Source organism: Bacillota bacterium, from assembly GCA_013178305.1.
Lineage (GTDB): Bacteria > Bacillota > Sulfobacillia > JABLXB01 > JABLXB01 > JABLXB01.
Genome location: JABLXB010000004.1, coordinates 1 through 19191 on the forward strand (window position 1 = coordinate 1; position 19191 = coordinate 19191).

15 protein-coding genes and 1 pseudogene are annotated in these 19191 nt (G+C 63.7%); 9 read left to right on the top strand and 7 right to left on the bottom strand.

All coding sequences use genetic code 11. The features are described from left to right. Positions 1-340 precede the first annotated feature (340 nt). The 7 genes from lysS to HPY55_10015 form a co-directional block, all read right to left on the bottom strand. The gene (gene lysS / locus HPY55_09985; GenBank protein NPV70959.1) at positions 341-1807 is read right to left on the bottom strand and encodes a lysine--tRNA ligase; all 1467 of its coding nucleotides are present in this window, start codon (positions 1805-1807) and stop codon (positions 341-343) included. A gap of 64 nt (positions 1808-1871) precedes the next feature. Further along, positions 1872-2351, bottom strand: coding sequence for a transcription elongation factor GreA (gene greA, locus HPY55_09990; protein NPV70960.1), 480 nt, complete (start codon positions 2349-2351; stop codon positions 1872-1874). A 232-nt stretch (positions 2352-2583) separates the two neighbouring features. Next, positions 2584-3633: a hypothetical protein gene (locus HPY55_09995; GenBank protein ID NPV70961.1), complete on the bottom strand. Its 1050-nt coding sequence runs from the start codon at positions 3631-3633 to the stop codon at positions 2584-2586. Between the two features lie 15 nt (positions 3634-3648). Continuing rightward, a complete protein-coding gene (locus tag HPY55_10000; GenBank protein NPV70962.1) occupies positions 3649-4617 on the bottom strand; it encodes a hypothetical protein in 969 nt (322 codons plus the stop codon). After that, on the bottom strand, positions 4618-5583 hold the full coding sequence (gene dusB / locus HPY55_10005; protein ID NPV70963.1) for a tRNA dihydrouridine synthase DusB: 966 nt from the start codon (positions 5581-5583) through the stop codon (positions 4618-4620). Between the two features lie 5 nt (positions 5584-5588). Next, the gene (locus HPY55_10010; GenBank protein NPV70964.1) at positions 5589-6008 is read right to left on the bottom strand and encodes a bifunctional nuclease family protein; all 420 of its coding nucleotides are present in this window, start codon (positions 6006-6008) and stop codon (positions 5589-5591) included. Between the two features lie 61 nt (positions 6009-6069). Further along, positions 6070-7446 (bottom strand): phosphomannomutase/phosphoglucomutase, encoded by a 1377-nt coding sequence (locus HPY55_10015; protein ID NPV70965.1) that lies wholly within the window; start codon positions 7444-7446, stop codon positions 6070-6072. A 210-nt stretch (positions 7447-7656) separates the two neighbouring features. On the opposite strand from HPY55_10015, the gene HPY55_10020 reads away from it, so the two are divergent. From HPY55_10020 to HPY55_10060, 9 genes and pseudogenes are all read left to right on the top strand, one after another. Then, positions 7657-8340 carry a GntR family transcriptional regulator gene (locus tag HPY55_10020; GenBank protein NPV70966.1) on the top strand — a complete coding sequence of 228 codons (684 nt, stop codon included), beginning with the start codon at positions 7657-7659 and terminating at the stop codon, positions 8338-8340. 142 nt (positions 8341-8482) lie between these two features. After that, positions 8483-10684: a CDC48 family AAA ATPase gene (locus HPY55_10025; protein ID NPV70967.1), complete on the top strand. Its 2202-nt coding sequence runs from the start codon at positions 8483-8485 to the stop codon at positions 10682-10684. A 104-nt stretch (positions 10685-10788) separates the two neighbouring features. After that, positions 10789-11732, top strand: a pseudogene (locus HPY55_10030) (4Fe-4S binding protein). Positions 11733-11745: 13 nt separating this feature from the next. Further along, positions 11746-12939, top strand: a complete 1194-nt coding sequence (locus HPY55_10035; protein NPV70968.1) for a pyruvate ferredoxin oxidoreductase — start codon at positions 11746-11748, stop codon at positions 12937-12939. 19 nt (positions 12940-12958) lie between these two features. Continuing rightward, positions 12959-13903: a pyruvate ferredoxin oxidoreductase gene (locus HPY55_10040; protein ID NPV70969.1), complete on the top strand. Its 945-nt coding sequence runs from the start codon at positions 12959-12961 to the stop codon at positions 13901-13903. A gap of 127 nt (positions 13904-14030) precedes the next feature. Further along, on the top strand, positions 14031-15734 hold the full coding sequence (locus tag HPY55_10045) for an L-lactate permease (protein ID NPV70970.1): 1704 nt from the start codon (positions 14031-14033) through the stop codon (positions 15732-15734). Between the two features lie 34 nt (positions 15735-15768). Next, positions 15769-15954, top strand: a complete 186-nt coding sequence (locus HPY55_10050) for a hypothetical protein (GenBank protein ID NPV70971.1) — start codon at positions 15769-15771, stop codon at positions 15952-15954. A 22-nt stretch (positions 15955-15976) separates the two neighbouring features. Next, positions 15977-16936, top strand: coding sequence for an NAD(P)-dependent oxidoreductase (locus tag HPY55_10055; protein ID NPV70972.1), 960 nt, complete (start codon positions 15977-15979; stop codon positions 16934-16936). A gap of 149 nt (positions 16937-17085) precedes the next feature. Then, on the top strand, positions 17086-19164 hold the full coding sequence (locus HPY55_10060; GenBank protein ID NPV70973.1) for a sigma-54-dependent Fis family transcriptional regulator: 2079 nt from the start codon (positions 17086-17088) through the stop codon (positions 19162-19164). The last annotated feature ends 27 nt before the right edge of the window (positions 19165-19191 follow it).

Here is a 19191-nt window from a genome sequence, read left to right on the forward strand (position 1 = left end):
CATTACCTTTACTTACCCTCATAGTGCCGCTCGGCCTTCCGCAGGCTCACCGCCTGCCTCCAGCTCCGCTCACCCCACTCGGGCCGCTTAGGCTCCTTCGCACACTGTTCAGTTTTCAAAGACCAAATGCGTCCCCCACTCAACGTCAGTCCATGTATCGTGGGAATTTCATTGTACCACGCTTGCATTCTGGCTGTCAATCGAGGGTTTGTCGCCCCGTCATGGCAGCAAGTGATAATATAGCACGCCGTTCACGCGGAATCAATAGAAACGGTGGCCCGTCTGGATAGACGGCTCACCGTTCTCAGCAGCTTTTTGCGAGTTTGCTCCGGTTTACTCCCTAGTCTCTCGGCTTGAGCAGAGGGAACAGGATGACGTCCCTTATCGACGGCGAGTCGGTCAGCAGCATGCAGATCCTGTCTATACCGATGCCCATTCCACCGGTTGGTGGCATGCCATACTCCAACGCGGTGATGAAGTCCTCATCCATGGGGTGGGCCTCGTCGTCCCCCTTCGATTTCTCGCGGACCTGCTCGAGGAAGCGCTGCCTCTGGTCGATCGGGTCGTTGAGCTCGGAGAAAGCGTTGGCGATCTCCCTGCCGCCGGCGAACGCCTCGAAGCGATAGGTCAGCGACGGGTTGTCCGGCATCCGCTTGGCGAGCGGCGACACCTCGACGGGGTAGTCCGTCAGGAACGTCGGCTGGATCAGGTTCGGTTCGACGTACGCCTCGAGCAACTTGTCGATGATGCTGCCCTTCGTGACGGCCTTGTCCATGGTGAGGCCGGCCTTCGAGGCAACCGCCCGCGCCTCTTCGTCGGTCTGGACCCCCGAGACGTCGATCCCGGAGTACTGCTTTATGGCGTCAAGCAGGCGCATCCTCGGCCACGGCGGTGCGAGCTCGACGGTGTGGCCCTGGTAGGCGATCTTGGTGCTCCCGAACACCTCCTGTGCTGCGGTTGAGATCATCTCCTCGCACAGGCTCATCATGTCAGTGTAATCGCCGTACGCCTGGTATATCTCGAGCATGGTGAACTCGGGGTTGTGCTTCGTCGAGATGCCCTCGTTCCGGAAGTTGCGCCCGATCTCGTATACCCTCTCGAGCCCGCCGACGATGAGCCTCTTCAGGTAGAGCTCCAGCGCTATGCGCATGTACAGGTCGATGTCCAGCGCGTTGTGGTGGGTTATGAACGGGCGCGCCGTCGCGCCGCCGGCGATGGGTTGCATGGCCGGTGTCTCGACCTCGAGGAACCCCCTCTTGTCGAGGAACTGTCTGATGGACCGGACGATCTTGGATCGCGTTATGAACGTGTCCCTGACTCCCGGGTTGACGATGAGATCCAGGTATCTCTGCCTGTAGCGGACCTCGACGTCCTTGAGGCCGTGCCACTTTTCTGGGAGCGGCCTGAGGCACTTGGTGAGCAGTTCGAATCTCCTGGCCCAGATGCTTACCTCGCCCTTGCGGGTCCGGAAGACGGTCCCCGACACACCAACGATATCGCCCACGTCAAGCGTGGAGAACAGATCGAAAGCCCGCTCTCCTACCGTGTCCATCTTGATGTAAACCTGGATGCGGCCGGTGAGGTCCTGGACGTCACCGAACGCGGCCTTTCCGTGATGGCGGATGGCCATGAGCCTCCCCGCCACTGACACGTCCTTTCCGTCGAGGGTCTCAAATGAGCCGTGGATGCCCGCGGCGTGGTTCGTCGCTTCGAACCTGTGGCCGAACGGGTCGATCCCCGACTCGCGAAGCTTGTCCAGTTTCTGAAGGCGCGACTGATCTATTCCGGCGAGTCTTTCCTCGTCCATAAGCCCTCCGAGCGAGACTGATTCACGCGCCGGCGCAGGCCGGCGCGAGGCACGCTGCGCAAAGTCAGTGTTGCGTTATCTCGGTTATTTCGTAGTTCAGTACACCGACGGGGACGGAAACACTCACGACGCTGCCGGTCCGGAGCCCGAGGAGGGCCTTTCCAACCGGGGACTCGTTCGAGATCTTCTGCATGGAGGGATCCGCCTCGGCGGACCCGACGATCATGTACTCGTGGATCTCGCCTGTCTGGAGGTCCTTCACCTTGACGGTTGAACCGATGGTAACCTGATCAGGAGCATTTCCCGAGCCGGTGACCACCTTGGCGTTCCTCAGGATCTTCTCGAGTGTGATGATCCTGCCCTCGATGAAGGCTTGCTCGTTCTTGGCGTCGTCGTACTCGGAGTTTTCGTTGATGTCCCCGAACTGCCGCGCCTGCTTTATCCTCTCGGCCACTTCCCTGCGCCGTACGGACTTCAGGTGATCGAGTTCCCCTTCGATCTTCCTGAGACCCTCGGGCGAGAGGATGACCTCCTTTTCTGCCATCAGTTCTCGCTCCTTTTCCCGATGAGGTAGTTGCGCTGGCCTTCCTCGTATTCAGAACGAGTATATTTGACCACCGGTACTCCTATTCCCGGCCCGCCGGGGCCAAACAAAAAGCCGGGTGGTCCCGATATTTCAAAAGCACTGGCTGGCCGGAAGGCCCGCAGTGCTCAGGTGTTCCCACATATATCCATCTGAAGACCAACTTATATTATAGGGAACGGCAAAACCATTGTCAAGGGACGTAGCCTCCACCCGTAACCCTGTCGATTTCCGCAGGTCCGAGAAGCCTGCCCGCCTGCGCCGGTCCTGCGGTCCTGAATCCATGCCTCTCCGCGAGGCGCTTCATTTCGTCAGCCTCCGCAACTGACACCTCGCGTCCTTCCAGGCGGCCATCGAACCGTTCCTCCATGGCCACCGCCATCACCGCTGCCAGCGCGGGTTCCACCAGCGAGGGTGGGTCCGCGGGATCAGCCCGGTCTTGCGGGGCCTCGACCAGTCCGCCATCGATTACGAGCACGCCCCGTCGTTCAGCGTGCCGAAGAATGGCCACGGCAGATCCGGCAAGGTCCCACACGACGGAGCCCCGCTTAAAGGTGGCGGTCTCCAGCCCATTCACCGCCCCTGCCATCACCACGACATCGCTTCGCGAAGCTGCCGCAGCCGTATCGGCGGTGATGCGGGGTGAGAGGCCGGTAGACTCCATGATCGAACCGGCGAGCCCGCGCCAGCCAGCGCCCGCCGGCCCCGCGAGTGTCAACCTGCAGCACACGCGCGCAAGCAGGTGGGCGCACACCTCCCCCGCTGGCGATGGCCAGCCGGCCACCGTCACGCCGGCGCCTTGCAAATCGAAACCGATGGATCGCGCGGCCAGCCCGATGGCGTCCACGGCGACAGACAGAGCGAAGCCCGAACCTGTTATGACCGGGACACCTGCGGCGCGCGCGATGGCCTGGGCGGATTCGCGCGCGAGCGCGGGTGTGAACCCCAGGCCGGCGACCGTCGCGCCGCGCCTCTTCGCTGCCTGGACTCCGGCGCCGGCCTTGCGAATTACTGTAGAACGGGGCAGGTCACGCACCTGCCTCGCGGTGAGTGAGACATAAGCGAGCCAGCCCGACGCGGAACCGTAGCGCGACGACACCGCGGGCGCCTTCAACACGCTCGGTGGAAGCAGGTACTTGCCGGCCGCCTCGACAATAGCTGAAGGGACGACGCTCCCGAAACGGTACCGCGCCGCGAGTCCGGAGGCGTCCAGGAAATGACTGACGAAGCCGTACACTCCCATCAGGAGTCCTCCTTGTCAGTTCCAGGGACTCCTTGGAAACCGCTTGAGAACCTTCTTGAGAAACGAGGGGGTCAGTCTCGTGTCGTCGTGCATCATGCCCTTCTTCAGACCCTGTAACACGCGGATGCCCGGCTCCGTGCTCAGCCCGAGGTCCCCACTGATTCGCGAGAGGGCTTTCAGCCGCGCGGCCTCGAGCGAATCCCGGAGGTCCTGACCCTCCTTGAGGTTCTCGACGACCTCGCGGGCCAGATAGAAATGGGCGAGGTTTGTAAGCGGGTTGCCGCACTGGCCGGATTGCGTGAGTCCGAACACCTCCGGTCTCCGCAAGGTGAACCCGATCTCGAGCGACTCCTTGAGTTCCGCCGTCTCGGCTTCGATCGCCCCTGCGAGGTTCTTCGGCGTGCACAGGGCATGCTCTCTGAGGCATCGAATGATGGCGTGCTCGAGGGTGTGGGCCTTCTCGGGCGGTACGAGGCCGCCCACGTTTCCGGTGACCTCGACCTCTTCACTGGATTCGAGGTCGAACCCGTAGATCGTTATGGGCAGGTCGCAGGCCCCTTTTATCTCGGTGAAGCCACCCGTGGGTTGCCATCCCGAGCCGTCGATGACCGGGTACCCGGACGACCACAGCTGGCCGAGGTCCACCGGTTCGACATCCTCCGCGACCACCGTCGAGCCTTCGAGCCTGTACCCGCTCGCTTTCGCCCTGCCCCTGCCGGACATCTCAGCGAACAGCGCGGTACAGCCGGAATTCAAATACGGGTTAAAGACGGGCCGGAGCCACGCCTGTTCGATCCGGCTGACCACGCCGACAGGGTATATCTCACCGGATCCGATGGAGTGGGGTAAGAGAAGGCAGGTGCCACCGACTCCCACCTGAGCCATCATTGAGGCGGTCGAGGGGTCGAGGAAGACGCCCCGGACGGTGCCCCCATCCGCGCGGGGCAGAATGCCGTTGGCGACCGCCACGACAGGAATGTCCATTCAAGTCTCCTTTGCCAGGAGCGCAGTCAAAGCCGTTTCCACCTGGTCCGCCGTGCGCGCCTCCATTATGGCGCGCCTTGCGCGGGCTGCCCCTTTCATGCCCCTGGTGTACCATACGATATGTTTCCGCATTGCCGGCACAGCACGGGTCTCGCCGGCCTCGCCGACGGCGAGGCGAATGTGTTCCAGCGCGACGCTGATTCGCTCTTCGGGAGCCGGCGGCTCCGGCTGCTTCTCTCCCGAATATGCCGAGGCGATCTCGGCGAATACCCACGGGTTCCCCAGCGCGGCGCGGCCTATCATCACCGCGTCGCAGCCCGTTTCGCGCATCATCCTCGTGGCCGCCTCCGCGCCGTCCACGTCGCCGTTGCCGATGACGGGGATCGAAATCGCGAGCTTCACCTCACGGATCGCGTTCCAGTCGGCGCGGCCTGAATACCCTTGCGCCCGCGTTCGGCCATGGACAGTCACGGCCGCCGCCCCAGCGTCTTGCAGGATCGCGGCGAACCCGGCGGGATTCGCGCTACCCTCGTCCCATCCCTTCCTGATCTTGACCGTGACGGGCACCCGGATCGCCGAAGAAACCCTGCCCACGATAGCTGCCACGAGGCCGGGGTTCAGCATGAGCGCGGCGCCCGCGCCCGACTTCACTACCTTCGGCACGGGGCAGCCCATGTTGATATCGATAAGGCACGCCCCTGCGCCCGCTGCTATGGCGGCCGCTTCAGCCATCGATCCGGCGTCCGACCCAAAGATCTGCACACCGACGGGGCCTTCCCCGGGGCGTATCCGGATAAGGCTGAGAGACTCCCTGTTGCCGCTGACGAGCCCCCTGTCGTTGACCATCTCGGTGTACGACAGCTGCGCCCCATGCCCTCTGGCGATACGCCTGAAGACGCTGTCGGTGACGCCGGCCATCGGCGCCAGCACGACGGGGGGATTGATCTCGACATCGCGAATCCGCATGGGGCTCAATGCACTGTGTGGTCGGTCGGGGCAGGCACGCCCGCCTGCTCCAGCACCGGTTCGGCGACGTAAATCGGGGCGTCAAACCGGAGCGCAAGGGCGATCGCGTCGCTCGGCCGCGCATCGATCTCGTACGTCTGTCCGCCCTTCTCGAGGACGAGCTGGGCGAAGAAGGTCTCGTCGCGGAGGTCGTGGACCATGGCCATGGCCATTCGCGTCTCCAGGGAGTCGAGCACCAATTTCAGGAGGTCGCAGGTGAGCGGCCTCGGGGCCTTCAGGCCCTGGAGAGCGAGGGCGATGGCCGAAGCCTCCGCCGGCCCTATCCATATAGGCAAGACCATCTTGCCTTCGACGTCCTTCAGAAGCACGATGGCCTGGTCGGTTTCAACATCCAGCCCGACCTTCTCAACGGTTACGCGGACCATAGTATGCCCCTCCCGTTGACGCCTTCGTGGTCACACATCTATTATAGCACCGGGACCCACCCTACCAGTCTATCTCACCGACCTCGGGGTACTGCGACAGTTTCCCCTGCATTTGAGCTTTTATGTCCTCGAGCGATTCGGGGTCGGTCGCCTCCGCCCTCAGGACCAGCGCGGGCTGGGTGTTGGACGCCCTGACGAGGCCCCACCCTTTCGGGAACAGCACCCGCGCACCGTCCACTTCTATTACGTCGTACCGCGACCGGAAGTGTTCCGTCATTTCCTTTACCACCCTGAACTTCACGTCGTCCGGGCAGTCAACCCTGGTTTCGGGGGTGGAGTAATACCTGGGAATGTCGCCCAGCATCTCTGAGATGCTCTTGTCGCTGTGCGAGATTATCCTCATGAGCCTGGCGGAGGCGTAGATCGCATCGTCGAACCCGTAGTACTCGTCCGCGAAGAACATGTGGCCCGACATCTCGCCCGTGAATATGGCGCCGATCTCTTTCATCTTCGCCTTAATCAGCGAGTGCCCCGTCTTCGAGAATATGGGGTTCCCTCCGAGCCTCCTGATCTCGTCGACGAGCGCCTGGGAGCACTTGACTTCTACCAGGGCGTCCGCACCCGGATGCCTGGGGATTATCTCCCTCCAGAACAGGACCATGAGGATGTCGCCCCAGAGGTGGTTCCCGTTTTCGTCTACCGCCCCCAGCCTGTCGGCGTCCCCGTCGTAAGCCACGCCCACGTCGGCGCCATGTTTCCGCACGGCTTCGACCAGGTGGGCCAAATTCTCGGGTTTTACCGGGTCGGGAAAATGGTTGGGGAAGTTGCCGTCAGGCTCGCAGAACAGCGGAATGACGTCGCAGCCGATCGCTTCCAGCGCGCGAGGGCCGAACAACCCGCCTGCTCCGTTCCCGCAGTCTACAACGACCGTGACCTTCCGCGGGCCCAGCTTGATGCCGTTTCGGATGGTCTCGATGTATTCGGAGACGGGGTCGAGCATGCTGAGAGAGCCGCGGCCCTTCTCGAACCTGCCGGATTCCACGAGCCTGCGCAGGTCCTGTATCTCCTCCCCGTACATTGTCGCGACGCCCTTGCCGAGCTTGAACCCGTTGAACTCGGGAGGGTTGTGGCTGCCCGTTATCATGACGCCACCTTCTATCCCGTACCTCGCACGGGTGAAGTAGAAGATGGGTGTCACAACCAGGCCGATATCCATGACGTTGCAGCCGGTTTCGAGAAGCGCCTCTACGATGGTGTCCCTGTACGCGCGCGAAGAAAGCCTGTTGTCACGCCCCACGACAACGTCGGTCAGGCCGCGCCGCCTGATGTACGTGCCGTACGCCCTGCCGATCAGGTCGACCGTCTCACGGCTCAAGTCCTTGCCTACGAGTCCCCTCACATCGTACTCGCGGAAAATCTGAGGATTGACCACCGGCATGAAAGCACCCCCAAGTGCTCGCTGGAGTCCTTAGTAGTTCTTCCCTGCGTCAATCCATTCCTTTCTGCGCCGTGACATAGTGAGCGCCGCGCCCGCATAAATCGAAACCGGGAAAGTACAATTCCGGATGGCAGGAATTCACAACAGCCTGTCGAAAGCATATGCCAATAGCTGCCATACACGCCATGGCTTTTCGGAGGAGGCTTTTCGTTGGCGGGAGGACCCGTGGGCATCAGCCTCGCTTGCTGGCATCCGGTAACACAGGAACTGCTGGGGGCGCTGCGACGGATGATCCTCACCGGTGAACTTGAACCGGGCCAGAGGTTGATAGAGCGAGATATCGCAGACAGGCTCGGCGTCAGCAGGACCCCTGTAAGAGAGTGCATCCGGAAGCTGGAATCGGAAGGCCTGGTGGAGCATCTTCCGCGTAAAGGATGCGTGGTCCGACGCGTGAGCGCAGGTGAAGTTGTGGAGGTATTCATGATCCGGTCGTCGCTGGAGCCTCTGGCCAGCCGGCTGGCCGCGGAGCGCAGGATGCCCCGCGACGTCACGAGGCTGCGAAAGATCCTCACCGATCTGCGGTCGGCGGCGGCCCGGGGGGATTCGTCCACTGCGCACGATTTCCACGTCCTTTTCCACGAGACGATATTCCGCGCGGCGCGGAGCCCCAGGCTCGCGGGGATGCTCAAGACCCTGATGCACCAGAGCTTCTGGTATGCCCGCGTCGCATACACCATACCGGGCAGGATCGAACAGGCCCAGGCAGAGCACGCGGCAATGCTCGATGCCATCGAGACGGGAGACTCGGACCTCGCCGAATCGCGCTCGCGCGAGCACGTCAACCGCTCCAAGGCGGCTTACATGAGCATACAATCGACGGTTACGAGGGCATAACGCGCGGCAGTGCATTGAGGCAGGCGCGCTTTTTCGGCTCACTCTTGGTATACCGTATCCCATGACAAAACCTGCCTGAGACGAGCGTAAAGGCCGCCTAAGCAGGGAGTTCGGACAGGTTGTCGTGCGGGGAGGTCGGATGGTGAGTGACGATGTGCGGCGCCCGGAAGCAACCTTAAAGGTACAGGAGTGCCTGCCCGATGACGCGCGAAAGGGTATCGCCAGGATAGACGTGTCGTACCTTGGCGTGCTTGACGTCAAGTTCGGTGATTACGTCGAGATCGCCGGAAGGCGCACAACCTGCGCCAGGGTGGTGCCGGCGTTTGGCGACGTGTACGGTTTCGGCGTTATTCAGATAGACGGTGTGACCCGGGAAAACGCAGGCACAGCGGTCGGCGAACCGGTCAGGGTACGCAAGTGCGAGCCCTCCCCCGCGATTTCGGTCGTCCTATCCCCCCTTCTCGCCCGCGAGTTCGACTCGAAGAGGGACATCGAGTATCTCTCGCGTTCGCTACGGGGGCTCCCCGTGACGAAGGGCGACAGGGTGGAGGCGCCGCTGCTCGGTCAGCAATTCGAGTCGTTCACCGTCACCGGCTCCGCCCCGAAGGGGCCGGTGGTGATCACGGCCGACACCCAGGTCAAGGTCGGCCCGCCTGAGACCCTGGACGGTCGCCAGATCCGCGTATCCTACGAGGACATAGGCGGGCTCCACCGGCAGGTACGGAGGATCCGCGAGCTCATAGAGATGCCTGTCCGGTTTTCCGGCCTGTTCCGCCGCCTCGGGATCGAGCCGCCGAGGGGCGTCCTCATGTACGGCCCACCCGGGACCGGGAAAACTCTGATCGCCCGCGCGGTCGCGAGCGAATCCGACGTGCATTTCATCCACGTAAACGGCCCCGAGATAATGCACAAATACTACGGCGAAAGCGAAGCCCGGCTGCGCGAGATTTTCGACGAGGCGAGGCGCAAGGCCCCTAGCGTGATATTCCTCGACGAACTCGACGCGCTCGCGCCGAGGCGGGGTGAGGTGCTCGGAGACGTCGAGAAGCGCGTGGTCGGCCAGCTCCTCGCGCTCATGGACGGGCTGGTGGCGAGGGGCGACGTCATAGTCCTCGCGGCCACGAACATGCCCGACCTCGTTGACCCGGCGCTGAGGCGCCCCGGCCGCTTCGACCGCGAGATCCCCGTCCCCGTTCCCGACAAGAGCGACCGTCTCGAGATACTCCGGATACACACCCGCGGCATGGCGCTGGCCCCGGACGTGAGCCTGGCGAGACTCGCCGACCTCACGCACGGCTTCGTCGGGGCCGACCTTGCGAACCTGTGCAGGGAAGCAGGGATGCGGGCCTTGCGGCGCCTGTTGCCGCGCATGGGAAGCGGCGGGACGGAAGTGCGGGAGGCCGGCGACCCGCTGGCGGACGCCGGCGTGGTCGCCGGCGAATTGTTCGAGATCACCATCACCGCCGGCGACTTCCTCGAGGCACTGAAGGAAATCGAGCCCTCGGCGATGCGTGAGTTCTTTTCGGAAGTGCCCGAGGTGCGCTGGGGCGACATAGGCGCTCTCGACGACGTGAAACAGGCCATGGCCTCCCTGGTCGAATGGCCCATGAAACACCCTGACCTGTACGAGCGGGCCGGGATCACCCCGCCGAAAGGCGTCCTGCTTTCGGGACCCACGGGCACCGGCAAGACCCTTGTAGCCAAAGCCGTCGCAACCGAGACCGGAGTCAACTTCATTCCGGTGCCGGGCCCCGTCCTGTATTCGAAGTGGCTGGGTGAGTCCGAGAAAGCCGTTCGCGAGCTGTTCAGGAAGGCCCGGCAGGCCGCCCCGTGCATCCTCTTCTTCGACGAGCTCGATTCAATCGCGGGCACGCGCGGCCACGGCGCCACGGCCGGCGGCTCGGAGCGACTCGTCAGCCAGCTGCTGTTCGAGATCGACGGTCTCGAAGACCTCAAGGGAGTCGTCGTACTCGCCGCCACCAACAGGATCGACCTCATCGACCCCGCTCTGCTCAGGCCCGGGAGGTTCGACTTCATAGTCGAGTTCAAACCCCCGGACTCCAGCGGCAGGCTCGAGATACTCAAGGTCCACACGAGAAAGACGCCGCTCGAGCCCGGTGTGGACCTCATCGAGATAGCCGCGATGACGGAGGGCTTCACCGGTTCCGATCTCGCGGGCGTTTGCCGCCACGCGTCCATCCTCGCCGTGCGGGAGTACATGGCGCGCAGCGCGGTCGCGGCCGGCGGAACCGGGGAATTCCGCCTGTCCATGAGGCACTTCGCCGCGGGTGTAGAGGCCATCAGGGGTCAGGTGAAGGAGGGATGCCATCGCTACCAGGGCTAGAGTCGCCGGAGGCGGGCCGGCAAGTGTGAAGCCCGTCGCCGGACGCACGGTCCGGGCGGCCCGCCCGGGTCCGAGAATAAGGCTGGAAAGGATGGTGGATGAAGATGCTGGATGCCAGGGAGCTATTCGCGGAAAAGACCCTGAAACAGGCGTCCATCTGGTGTCGCGGGGTGCTCCAGAACAAGGAGGCCCGCGACCTGGCGGTGGCCCTGGCCAACGCGGCCGCATCCGAGGGCAAGTACGTCCAGGCGTTCGACAACTACGTCGACCTGCCGGACAGGGTGCACGTGCCCGTACGCTCGTACGCCAGGATCGCAGACGAGCCGATCGAGTCCAGGTACATCTACGAAAACGAGAACCCAAACGCGGTGGTGCTCGTCGAGGAGTCGCTGGTGAAAGGCTGCCAGGTACTTGACGGGATGCCGCCGGGCGGCGTGCTCGTGGTAAACACCAGGCGAAGCCCTGAGTATATCGCGGGGTTCCTGCGCAACGCCGCTAACCTTGCGAAGGTGGTCTGCGTGGATGCGTCCGGGATCTCGCAGACGATAGTGACGCTGTCCGGAGCAGAGGGCGCCACCGACGCGTCGGGGATCGGCGGCGGCCTGGCGGCGCCCCTCGCAGGCGCCGTCGTCAAGGCGACGGGCTGGGTAAACCTCGATTCTCTCTGCAAGGTAGTGAAAGACCCGGAATCCGCGACCATGGGGTTCAAGACCGCCCAGGTCTGGGAAGTGCCTGCGGGCTTCTTCCAGTAAGGAGGTGTGGTCAGATGACGCATACCGAGATGCCGTTCGCCGGAACCGTCGATTGCCCGACGACGGTCAACCGCGGGATGGTGACAGGCTGCTGGAAAATGAAGCGGCCCGTCCAGAACAGGGACCTGTGTACCGAGTGCCTCAATTGCTGGATCGTGTGCCCCGACGCTTGCATTACCCAGACCGATGATGGCCTCACATGGAACTACGAGTTCTGCAAGGGCTGCGGCCTCTGCGGCCAGGAGTGCCCGGTCGGGGCGATCACGTACGTTCCGGAGCTTGAGTTCAAGGATTAGGGGGTGAAGGATCGTGGGCAAGAAAAAGTTCATGTCCGGGGTTGTGGCGACGGCCAATGCGGTTAAACTCGCCGACGTCGACGTCATCGCCACGTACCCCATCAGGCCCTACACGGGCGTCATGTCGGAACTTACCAGGATGGTGGCCGACGGGGAGCTCGACGCCGAGATACTCCACGCTGCGGGCGAGCACGACCAGCTAGCTATTGCGTATGGGGCGTCCGCAGCGGGCGCCAGGACGTTCGTGGGGAGCTCCGGCGTCGGGGTAACGTTTGCCTTCGAGGTGTACTCCCCCATGTCCGGCGCGCGACTCCCCGCCCAGTGCATGATCGCCGACAGGACCCTCGACCCGCCCGGCGACTTCGGTTCGGAACACACCGAGGCGCTGTGCTGCCGGGACCAGGCCTGGATAATGGGCTGGGCGGAGAACCCGCAGGAAGCGCTGGACCTGAGCCTGCTGTTCTACCGCATAGGCGAGGACCCGCGGGTTCTCCTCCCGCAGTTCGCATGCCAGGACGGGTATTTCGTGTCACACATCCCCGGCGAGGTCGACATCCCCGACCCCGCTCAGGTCAAAGAGTTCCTGCCGCCATACAAGAACCACCACTCCCTCGACCCGAACAAGCCCCAGATCATCGGCGCGCAGATCGAGCCGAAGATGGGCCCGCCCTTGCAGTACCAGAGGAAGATGGCCGTCGACGCGGCGCGCAAGGTGATCGTCGAGGCGCACGAGGACTTCGGCAGGATCTTCGGCCGGAAGTACGATCCCTGGATGGAGGAGTACTTGACTGAGGACGCCGACGCCGTGTTCTTCATACAGGGCGCGCACGCGGCAACCGCCAGGGCGGTCGCCCGCAGGATGAGGGATCAGGGCGCAAAGGTCGGCGTGGTGAAGCTCCGCACCTTCCGCCCGTTTCCCTCCCGGGAGGTATGCGACAGGCTGTCAAGATTCAAGGTAGTGGGGATCGTCAACAACGACGCGTGCTTCGGTATCAGCGGCGGAGCGGGTGTCCTCTTCAGCGAGGTCCGCACCGCTCTGTACGGCCTCGGCGACAGGGTGAAGACCATCGGCTTCGTCGCCGGTCTCGGCGGCGAGGTCATAAGCCGCGAGGAGCTATACTCGATGGGCAAGGTAATGCTCGAGGCCGCCAGGACGGGCGTCGTCGAGAAGGATACGTACTGGCTGCCGTTCGAGCTCAGCGCCTGATCGAAAGGAGGGTGACGACATGCTTGAAGACATCCGCTCGCTGGCTAAAGCCCCGAAGGAAGAGTATTACGCGCCCGGCCACCGTACCTGCGCGGGCTGTGGCCCGGCGCTCGTGTACAGGCTCGTGGCGAAGGCGGCCGGTCCCAACACCATATTCATAGGCCCGACCGGCTGCATGTACGTCGCTAACACCAGCTACGGGTGCGGCCCGTGGAAGGTGCCGTGGATCCACGCCCAGATCACCAATGGCGGCGGTGTGGGCTCGGGAATCGCGGCCGCATACAAGGCGATACTGCGCAAAGGCAAGAAAACGGGCGAGTACCCCAACGTGATAGTGATGGCGGGGGACGGCGGCGCCACCGACATAGGGCTGACCAGCATCTCGGGCGCGGCGTACCGCGGCCACGACATGCTGATCATCTGCTACGACAACGAGTCCTACGCCAACACCGGCATCCAGACGTCGCCCACCACGCCGTGGGGCGCGTGGACCACGTTCACCCCCGCCGGCCCGGTGATCCCCGAGGGCAAGAGGATATGGCAAAAGGACAACCCCAAGCTCATGGCCGCCGGCCACCCGGCATTGAAGTTCATAGCCACGGCGTCCCTCGCGTACCCGCTCGACCTGATGAACAAGGTCAGGAGGGGGCTGAACGCCACCGGCCCGGCATACCTCCACATCCACGCCCCCTGTCCCAAGGGATGGATGTTCGCTCCCGATCTCACCCTGGAGATGGGCAGGCTTGCCGTGCAGACCGGCATGTGGCAGATGTACGAGGTGTCCGGAGGCCGCTTCAAACTCACCCTGGAGCCGGAGAAGAGGCTCCCCGTCACGGAATATGTCACCAGGCAGGGAAGGTTCCGCCACCTCAAACCCGAGCACATCGAGAAGATCCAGCAGTTCATCGACGCGAAGTGCGTCGAGGCCGGCATCAAAGCGGTGACGCCGCCCGCAACGGCTTAACGAGGAGGTACGTGTGATACGCGGGACACTGGTCGCTCCCGCGGCCGGTGTCCCGGCCGGTGCGCGTGTATCGAGATCCAGTTTCCGGGCCCGTTCCCTAAACGTACCCTCTGGGAGGTAGAGTGCAGTGATTGAAGTAATGGCGCGTTACCTTTCCCCGGGCACCTGGATCCTTGGGATCTCCCCGATAGCGACCGTGCTCGTCCTCATGGTGGCGCTTCGCTGGGGTGGGGCCAAGGCGGGGGCCGTCGCATGGCTGTGGGCGGCACTCGTTTCCCTGACATGCTTCGGCGGCGACGTGACCACCCTGGCGAGCGGCACCGCCAAGGGTCTCTGGGAGACGCTGTTTATCCTCCTGATAGTCTGGGGCGCCATGTCGGTTTATGGGCTCATCGACGGGATGGGCGGGTTCCCCGTGATCACGTCGACATTCAACAGGGTCACGGGCGGCGACCGTTTACTCCAGATCCTAATAATCGGCATGGTGTTTCCCGCCTGGATGCAAGGGGTGCTCGGATTCGGGACCCCCGTGGCGGTCACGGCGCCGCTCCTTATCGGTCTCGGCTTCGACCCCATCCTGGCGGTCACTATCCCGCTGCTCGGTCACAGCTGGACCGTAACGTTCGGCTCCCTTGGCAGCTCCTACTGGACCCTCCAGCGGATGACCGGCCTGGCGGAGAAACCCCTGGCGTTGTGGTCGGCGGTTTATTTCGTCCCGATGTGCGTCATGATGTTTTTCTTCGGCGCGTTCTGGTACTCCAAACTCGTCTACGGCGATCCATGGAGAGAGGTGAAGCGCGGGTGGTTCCCGTGGCTGTCGCTCGGGGTCATACAGGGGATGGCGATCTTCCTGTTCTCGGCGTACGTTTTCCCCTCAATCGGCGGATTCATGGCGGGGTTTGTCGGCCTGGCGTGGGGTAGCCTGATACGCAAATTCCCGTTCTACAGGGTCGAGGTGAGCGACCAGACCGTGGCTGCACAGGCAGGCACAGGCCCGGCGGTAACGGCCCCCGCCACGAAAGAGGGCCAAAAGCCGGCAAGCAGGCAGCTGACCTTCGGGCAGGCGTTCCTCCCCTACGTCGTGATCATCGTCCTTGTGCTGGCAATATACCTGTCGCCACTTCTCCAGCCGGTGCTGGGGACGCCAAACATCAGGGCAATACTGGAGCAGAACCAGTTTCAGCTCGGCCCCGCATGGCCTCAAACCAAGACAGCGCTGGGGTTCGTGAACGCCAAGGCCGCCAAGTACTCCCCGCTACGCATCTTCACCATGCCCGGCTCGATCATCTGGGGGTCGCTGATAATCTCGGTGGCGATCTACACCATCGCCGGCCTGTTCAAGCCCCAGGTATGGAAGAAGATCGGTGAGAGGTTGATCAAGGCCGCGATACCCGCCAGCCTCACGCTAATACCTCTCAGCATGATGTCCGTGGTCATGATGGAGCACGGCATAACGACCCTCCTTGCCGTCGGAACGGCGAAGGCGACGGGCGCGCTGTACCCGTTCTTCGCCAACTACATCGGCCAGCTCGGCGCGTTCATGACCGGAAGCAACACCGCGTCCAACATCCTTTTTGGGGCGTTCCAGCGTGACACGGCACTCGTGCTCGGGATCACCCCCTTCCTGGTAGCCGGGGCGCAGACTGTCGGCGGCGCCATCGGAAACATCCACTGCCCCATGAACATCACCCTCGGCACGGGCTCCGCGGGAATACCGGGCCGCGAGGGGGAGGTCATGTCGAGGACTCTGACCACGGGAGCAATTATCGGCCTGGTCACCGGCGTCTTGTCCCTGGTGCTGGTCTCGATGTTCCCCAGGGCCGGGCTGTAGCCCGTCTCAGTCTATTCCATGGGAGGTGTGACAGGTGGCAGGGAAGTTCGAACCCTCGTACGTCAAGAACAAGCTCTCCGCGAGGCTCCTGTCCATAGCCGTGTTCTGGGCTGGTTTTCTCGCCATCTACTTCGGCGGGATGGTCGGCGGGAGCGCGACGGCTAACACGCTGGGCCTTCTGGCCATGCTTGGTGCGGCGATCCTGGTGTTGGCCACCTGAGAGGCGTTGAGGAGGGGCTGCCGTGAAGGTGCTGATTACCGGCGCTGCCGGGTCGGTGGGGCGTCATCTCGTTAGGCGCTACCTCGAGAAGGGCTGGAACGTCAGGGCGCTCGATGCCAGTCCCGCGGTGAGCGACCTGCGCGCCGGCCTCCCGGAGGACTGCGCCGGACTGCTCGACACCGTCTGCGCCAGGGTCGAGGACGAGGAATACCTCGGCGAGGCCGTAGCGGGGATGGACGCGGTGGTCCACCTCGCCTGGTCGTTCAGCGACGACCCGCGTACACTCCTCGCGACCGACATAAAGGGCCACATCGACCTGTTAGAGCGCATGGTGGCAAGCGGCGTGCGGCGCCTCGTGTACACCAGCAGCGCGGTCGTGTACGGGGCACCCCTGAGGGTGCCCATTGACGAGACGCACCCCCTCAAGGTGGATCTGGCCAGGAAGCCGTTCTACGCCGCCATGAAGGTGGCGGCCGAGAACCTGAACCTCGCCTACGCAGCCCATCATCGCCTCGAGGTCACAAACATCAGATTCTGGTGGGCGTACGGCGACGACATCGGTGGGCGTCACCTGCGGGAGATGGCGGTCGCCGCCCTGCGCGGCAACCCGCTCGAGGTGGTGGCCGGCGCGGGCGGATCCTTCCTGCACCTCGACGACCTTTCGCGCATCGTGGAGCTGGCGGTCACGACCGAGTCCAATCGTGCCGGTACTTTCAACGTCGCGAGCGGGTTCGTGAGCTGGGAGGACGTCGCAACCGCGATCGCCAGGGCCGCAGGCTCGAATGCCGGGGTCCACGCAGTTCCCGAAGACCAATGGAGGGGCTCGCCGTTTATGATGGGCCGGTGGGAGCTGTCGGAGGCGCTCGCGCAGGAGAAGTTGGGGTACGCCCCCGCGTTCACGCCAGAAGAGGTACGGTCGTCCGTGATGCGGGCGGTGGGCCGCATGACCTCGAGGGTCGCGGCCCTCGCCCGTGCTGGCTAGCCGGCCGCCGCCGCCGCGGACCTGGGGCCCCGGCAGCAGCCCACGCAGGGCCGGTTCCAGGCGGAGCCGGCCCTGCCCGCGTCCCGATGCAGGATGAGCCCCCATAAATGGTGAAATCCTGCGGAAAATCCGCCCCGGAGTGAGATGCCATGCTCAGGACCTGGACAGCCAAAGACGTCATGGACCCTATCGCGCTGACCATCGGCGCGGACGAGACTGTGAAGGCCGCGCTCTCGGCCATAGACCGCGTAGGCGCGCCGGGAGCCCCCGTCGTATCGACGGCCGGGAACGTCGTCGGAACGATCGACCGGGAGCGTCTCGCCGCGGCGGCCCAGGGACTTCCGCTGGGCAGGGTCGGCGACGTGTGCCACCGCGATATATTCTGCGTCCAGTCGAACGCCATGGTGGAGGACTGGATCCACGAGGCGAACCGCCAGGCCGTCGTGGTATCGGCCACCGGCCAATCCGTGGGCATGATCGACCACAACAGGCTGGTCGTGAAGATGTTCGAGCGGATGGAGAGCATCCAGGACGAGCTCCGCGTCGTGCTGGACTCCACCACTAACGGGATCATCGCCGTGGACGCCGACTGCAGGATAATCCTGTTCAATTCGACGGCGGGGAAGCTCTCGGGGAAGAGTCCCGCGGAGGCTATCAACAGGCACGTAGCGGACGTCCTGCACAACTCGCGTCTCCCCGACGTCGTTGCCACCGGCAAGGCGGAGATCGGCCAGAAGTTCCATATCGGCAACTCGCTGGTCATTTCAAACCGCACACCGGTCATCAAGAACGGCAAGGTGATCGGCGCGATCGCGGTATTCCAGGACGTGACCGAGCTACAGAAAATCATCGAGGAACTGAGCGACGTCAAGAACCACGCCCAGACGCTGGAGACCATCCTCGAGATCGCCTACGACGGGATCGTGGTCGTGGACAAGAATGGCGTGGTCAGGATGTTCAACAGGGCGTACGAGGAGTTCCTCGGGATAAGCCGCGATCAGATGATCGGAAGACACGTCACCGAGTGTATCGAGAACACCAGGATGCACATCGTGGTCAAGACGGGCGTCCCCGAGATCGGCTGGGTGCAGAAGATCAAGGGTCAGGAGATGGTCGTCCAGCGCATCCCCATCAAGAAGGACGGGGAGATAATCGGCGCCGTCGGCAAGGTCATGTTCAAGAACGTCAACGAACTGCAAGCGCTGGCCGAGAAGCTCAACTTCGCGGAGAAGCGGCTGGAGTACTACGAGCGCGAGCTCAGCCGGATCAAGGGCGCCCGGTACAGCCTCGACGACATCGTCGGGGAGTCCGAGGCAGTGGTCAAGATCAAGGGACTGGCGCTCAAGGTGGCCCGCGGGAGCTCGACGGTGCTCATACGCGGCGAGAGCGGCACCGGAAAGGAGATTCTCGCCCACGGGATTCACAGCGCAAGCCCCCGCGCGCACCGCCCGTTCATCCAGATAAACTGCGCCGCCATTCCCAAGGAGCTGCTCGAGTCGGAGCTGTTCGGCTACGAGGCGGGCGCGTTCACCGGCGCTCGCAAGGGCGGCAAGCCCGGGAGGTTTGAACTGGCGGCCGGCGGGACGATATTTCTCGACGAGATCGGCGACATGCCCATCGACATGCAAGCGAAAGTGCTCCGCGTATTGCAGGAGAAGGAGATCCAGCGCGTCGGCGGGGTCGACACCGTACCCGTCGACGTCCGGCTGGTTGCCGCCACCAACAAGAACCTCGAGAAGATGATCGCCGAGGGCCAGTTCAGGGAAGACCTGTACTACCGCTTGAACATCGTGTCGCTGGTTATTCCGCCCCTCAGGGACAGGGCCGGGGATATCCCGATCCTGGTCGAATGCATCCTGAACAGGCTCGGGTCGCAGATGGGGCTCCCCAGGAAGACGGTTTCACCCGAAGCGATGAAGAGCCTCGTGAACTACCAGTGGCCGGGGAACGTCAGGGAACTCATCAACGTGCTGGAGCGGATGATAAACACCGTGGACGAACCCGTGATCCTTCCGAGCCACCTCCCGTTCCAGATCGCGGGCAGCGCGAGCAGCCCCCGGGTGAACGGGGGCTCGATCACGCTCAGGAGCATCATGGAGCAGGCGGAGAGACAGGCGATAGCCGAGGCTCTCAAAGCGTGCAAGGGCAACAGGGTGAGGGCGTCGAACCTCCTGGGGATCCCACGGTCGGCTCTGTACACCAAAATGGCGAGGTACGGGCTCAAATGACGCCGGAGCGGGGGCAGTCGCCCGGAC

Excerpts from the sequence above, each read along its gene's own strand:
- HPY55_10060 (NPV70973.1), top strand. The coding sequence starts at position 17,086 with ATGCTCAGGACCTGGACAGCCAAAGACGTCATGGACCCTATCGCGCTG.
- HPY55_10000 (NPV70962.1), bottom strand. The coding sequence starts at position 4,617 with ATGGACATTCCTGTCGTGGCGGTCGCCAACGGCATTCTGCCCCGCGCG.
- HPY55_10040 (NPV70969.1), top strand. The coding sequence starts at position 12,959 with ATGCTTGAAGACATCCGCTCGCTGGCTAAAGCCCCGAAGGAAGAGTAT.
- lysS (NPV70959.1), bottom strand. The coding sequence starts at position 1,807 with ATGGACGAGGAAAGACTCGCCGGAATAGATCAGTCGCGCCTTCAGAAA.
- HPY55_09995 (NPV70961.1), bottom strand. The coding sequence starts at position 3,633 with ATGGGAGTGTACGGCTTCGTCAGTCATTTCCTGGACGCCTCCGGACTC.
- HPY55_10015 (NPV70965.1), bottom strand. The coding sequence starts at position 7,446 with ATGCCGGTGGTCAATCCTCAGATTTTCCGCGAGTACGATGTGAGGGGA.
- HPY55_10010 (NPV70964.1), bottom strand. The coding sequence starts at position 6,008 with ATGGTCCGCGTAACCGTTGAGAAGGTCGGGCTGGATGTTGAAACCGAC.
- greA (NPV70960.1), bottom strand. The coding sequence starts at position 2,351 with ATGGCAGAAAAGGAGGTCATCCTCTCGCCCGAGGGTCTCAGGAAGATC.
- dusB (NPV70963.1), bottom strand. The coding sequence starts at position 5,583 with ATGCGGATTCGCGATGTCGAGATCAATCCCCCCGTCGTGCTGGCGCCG.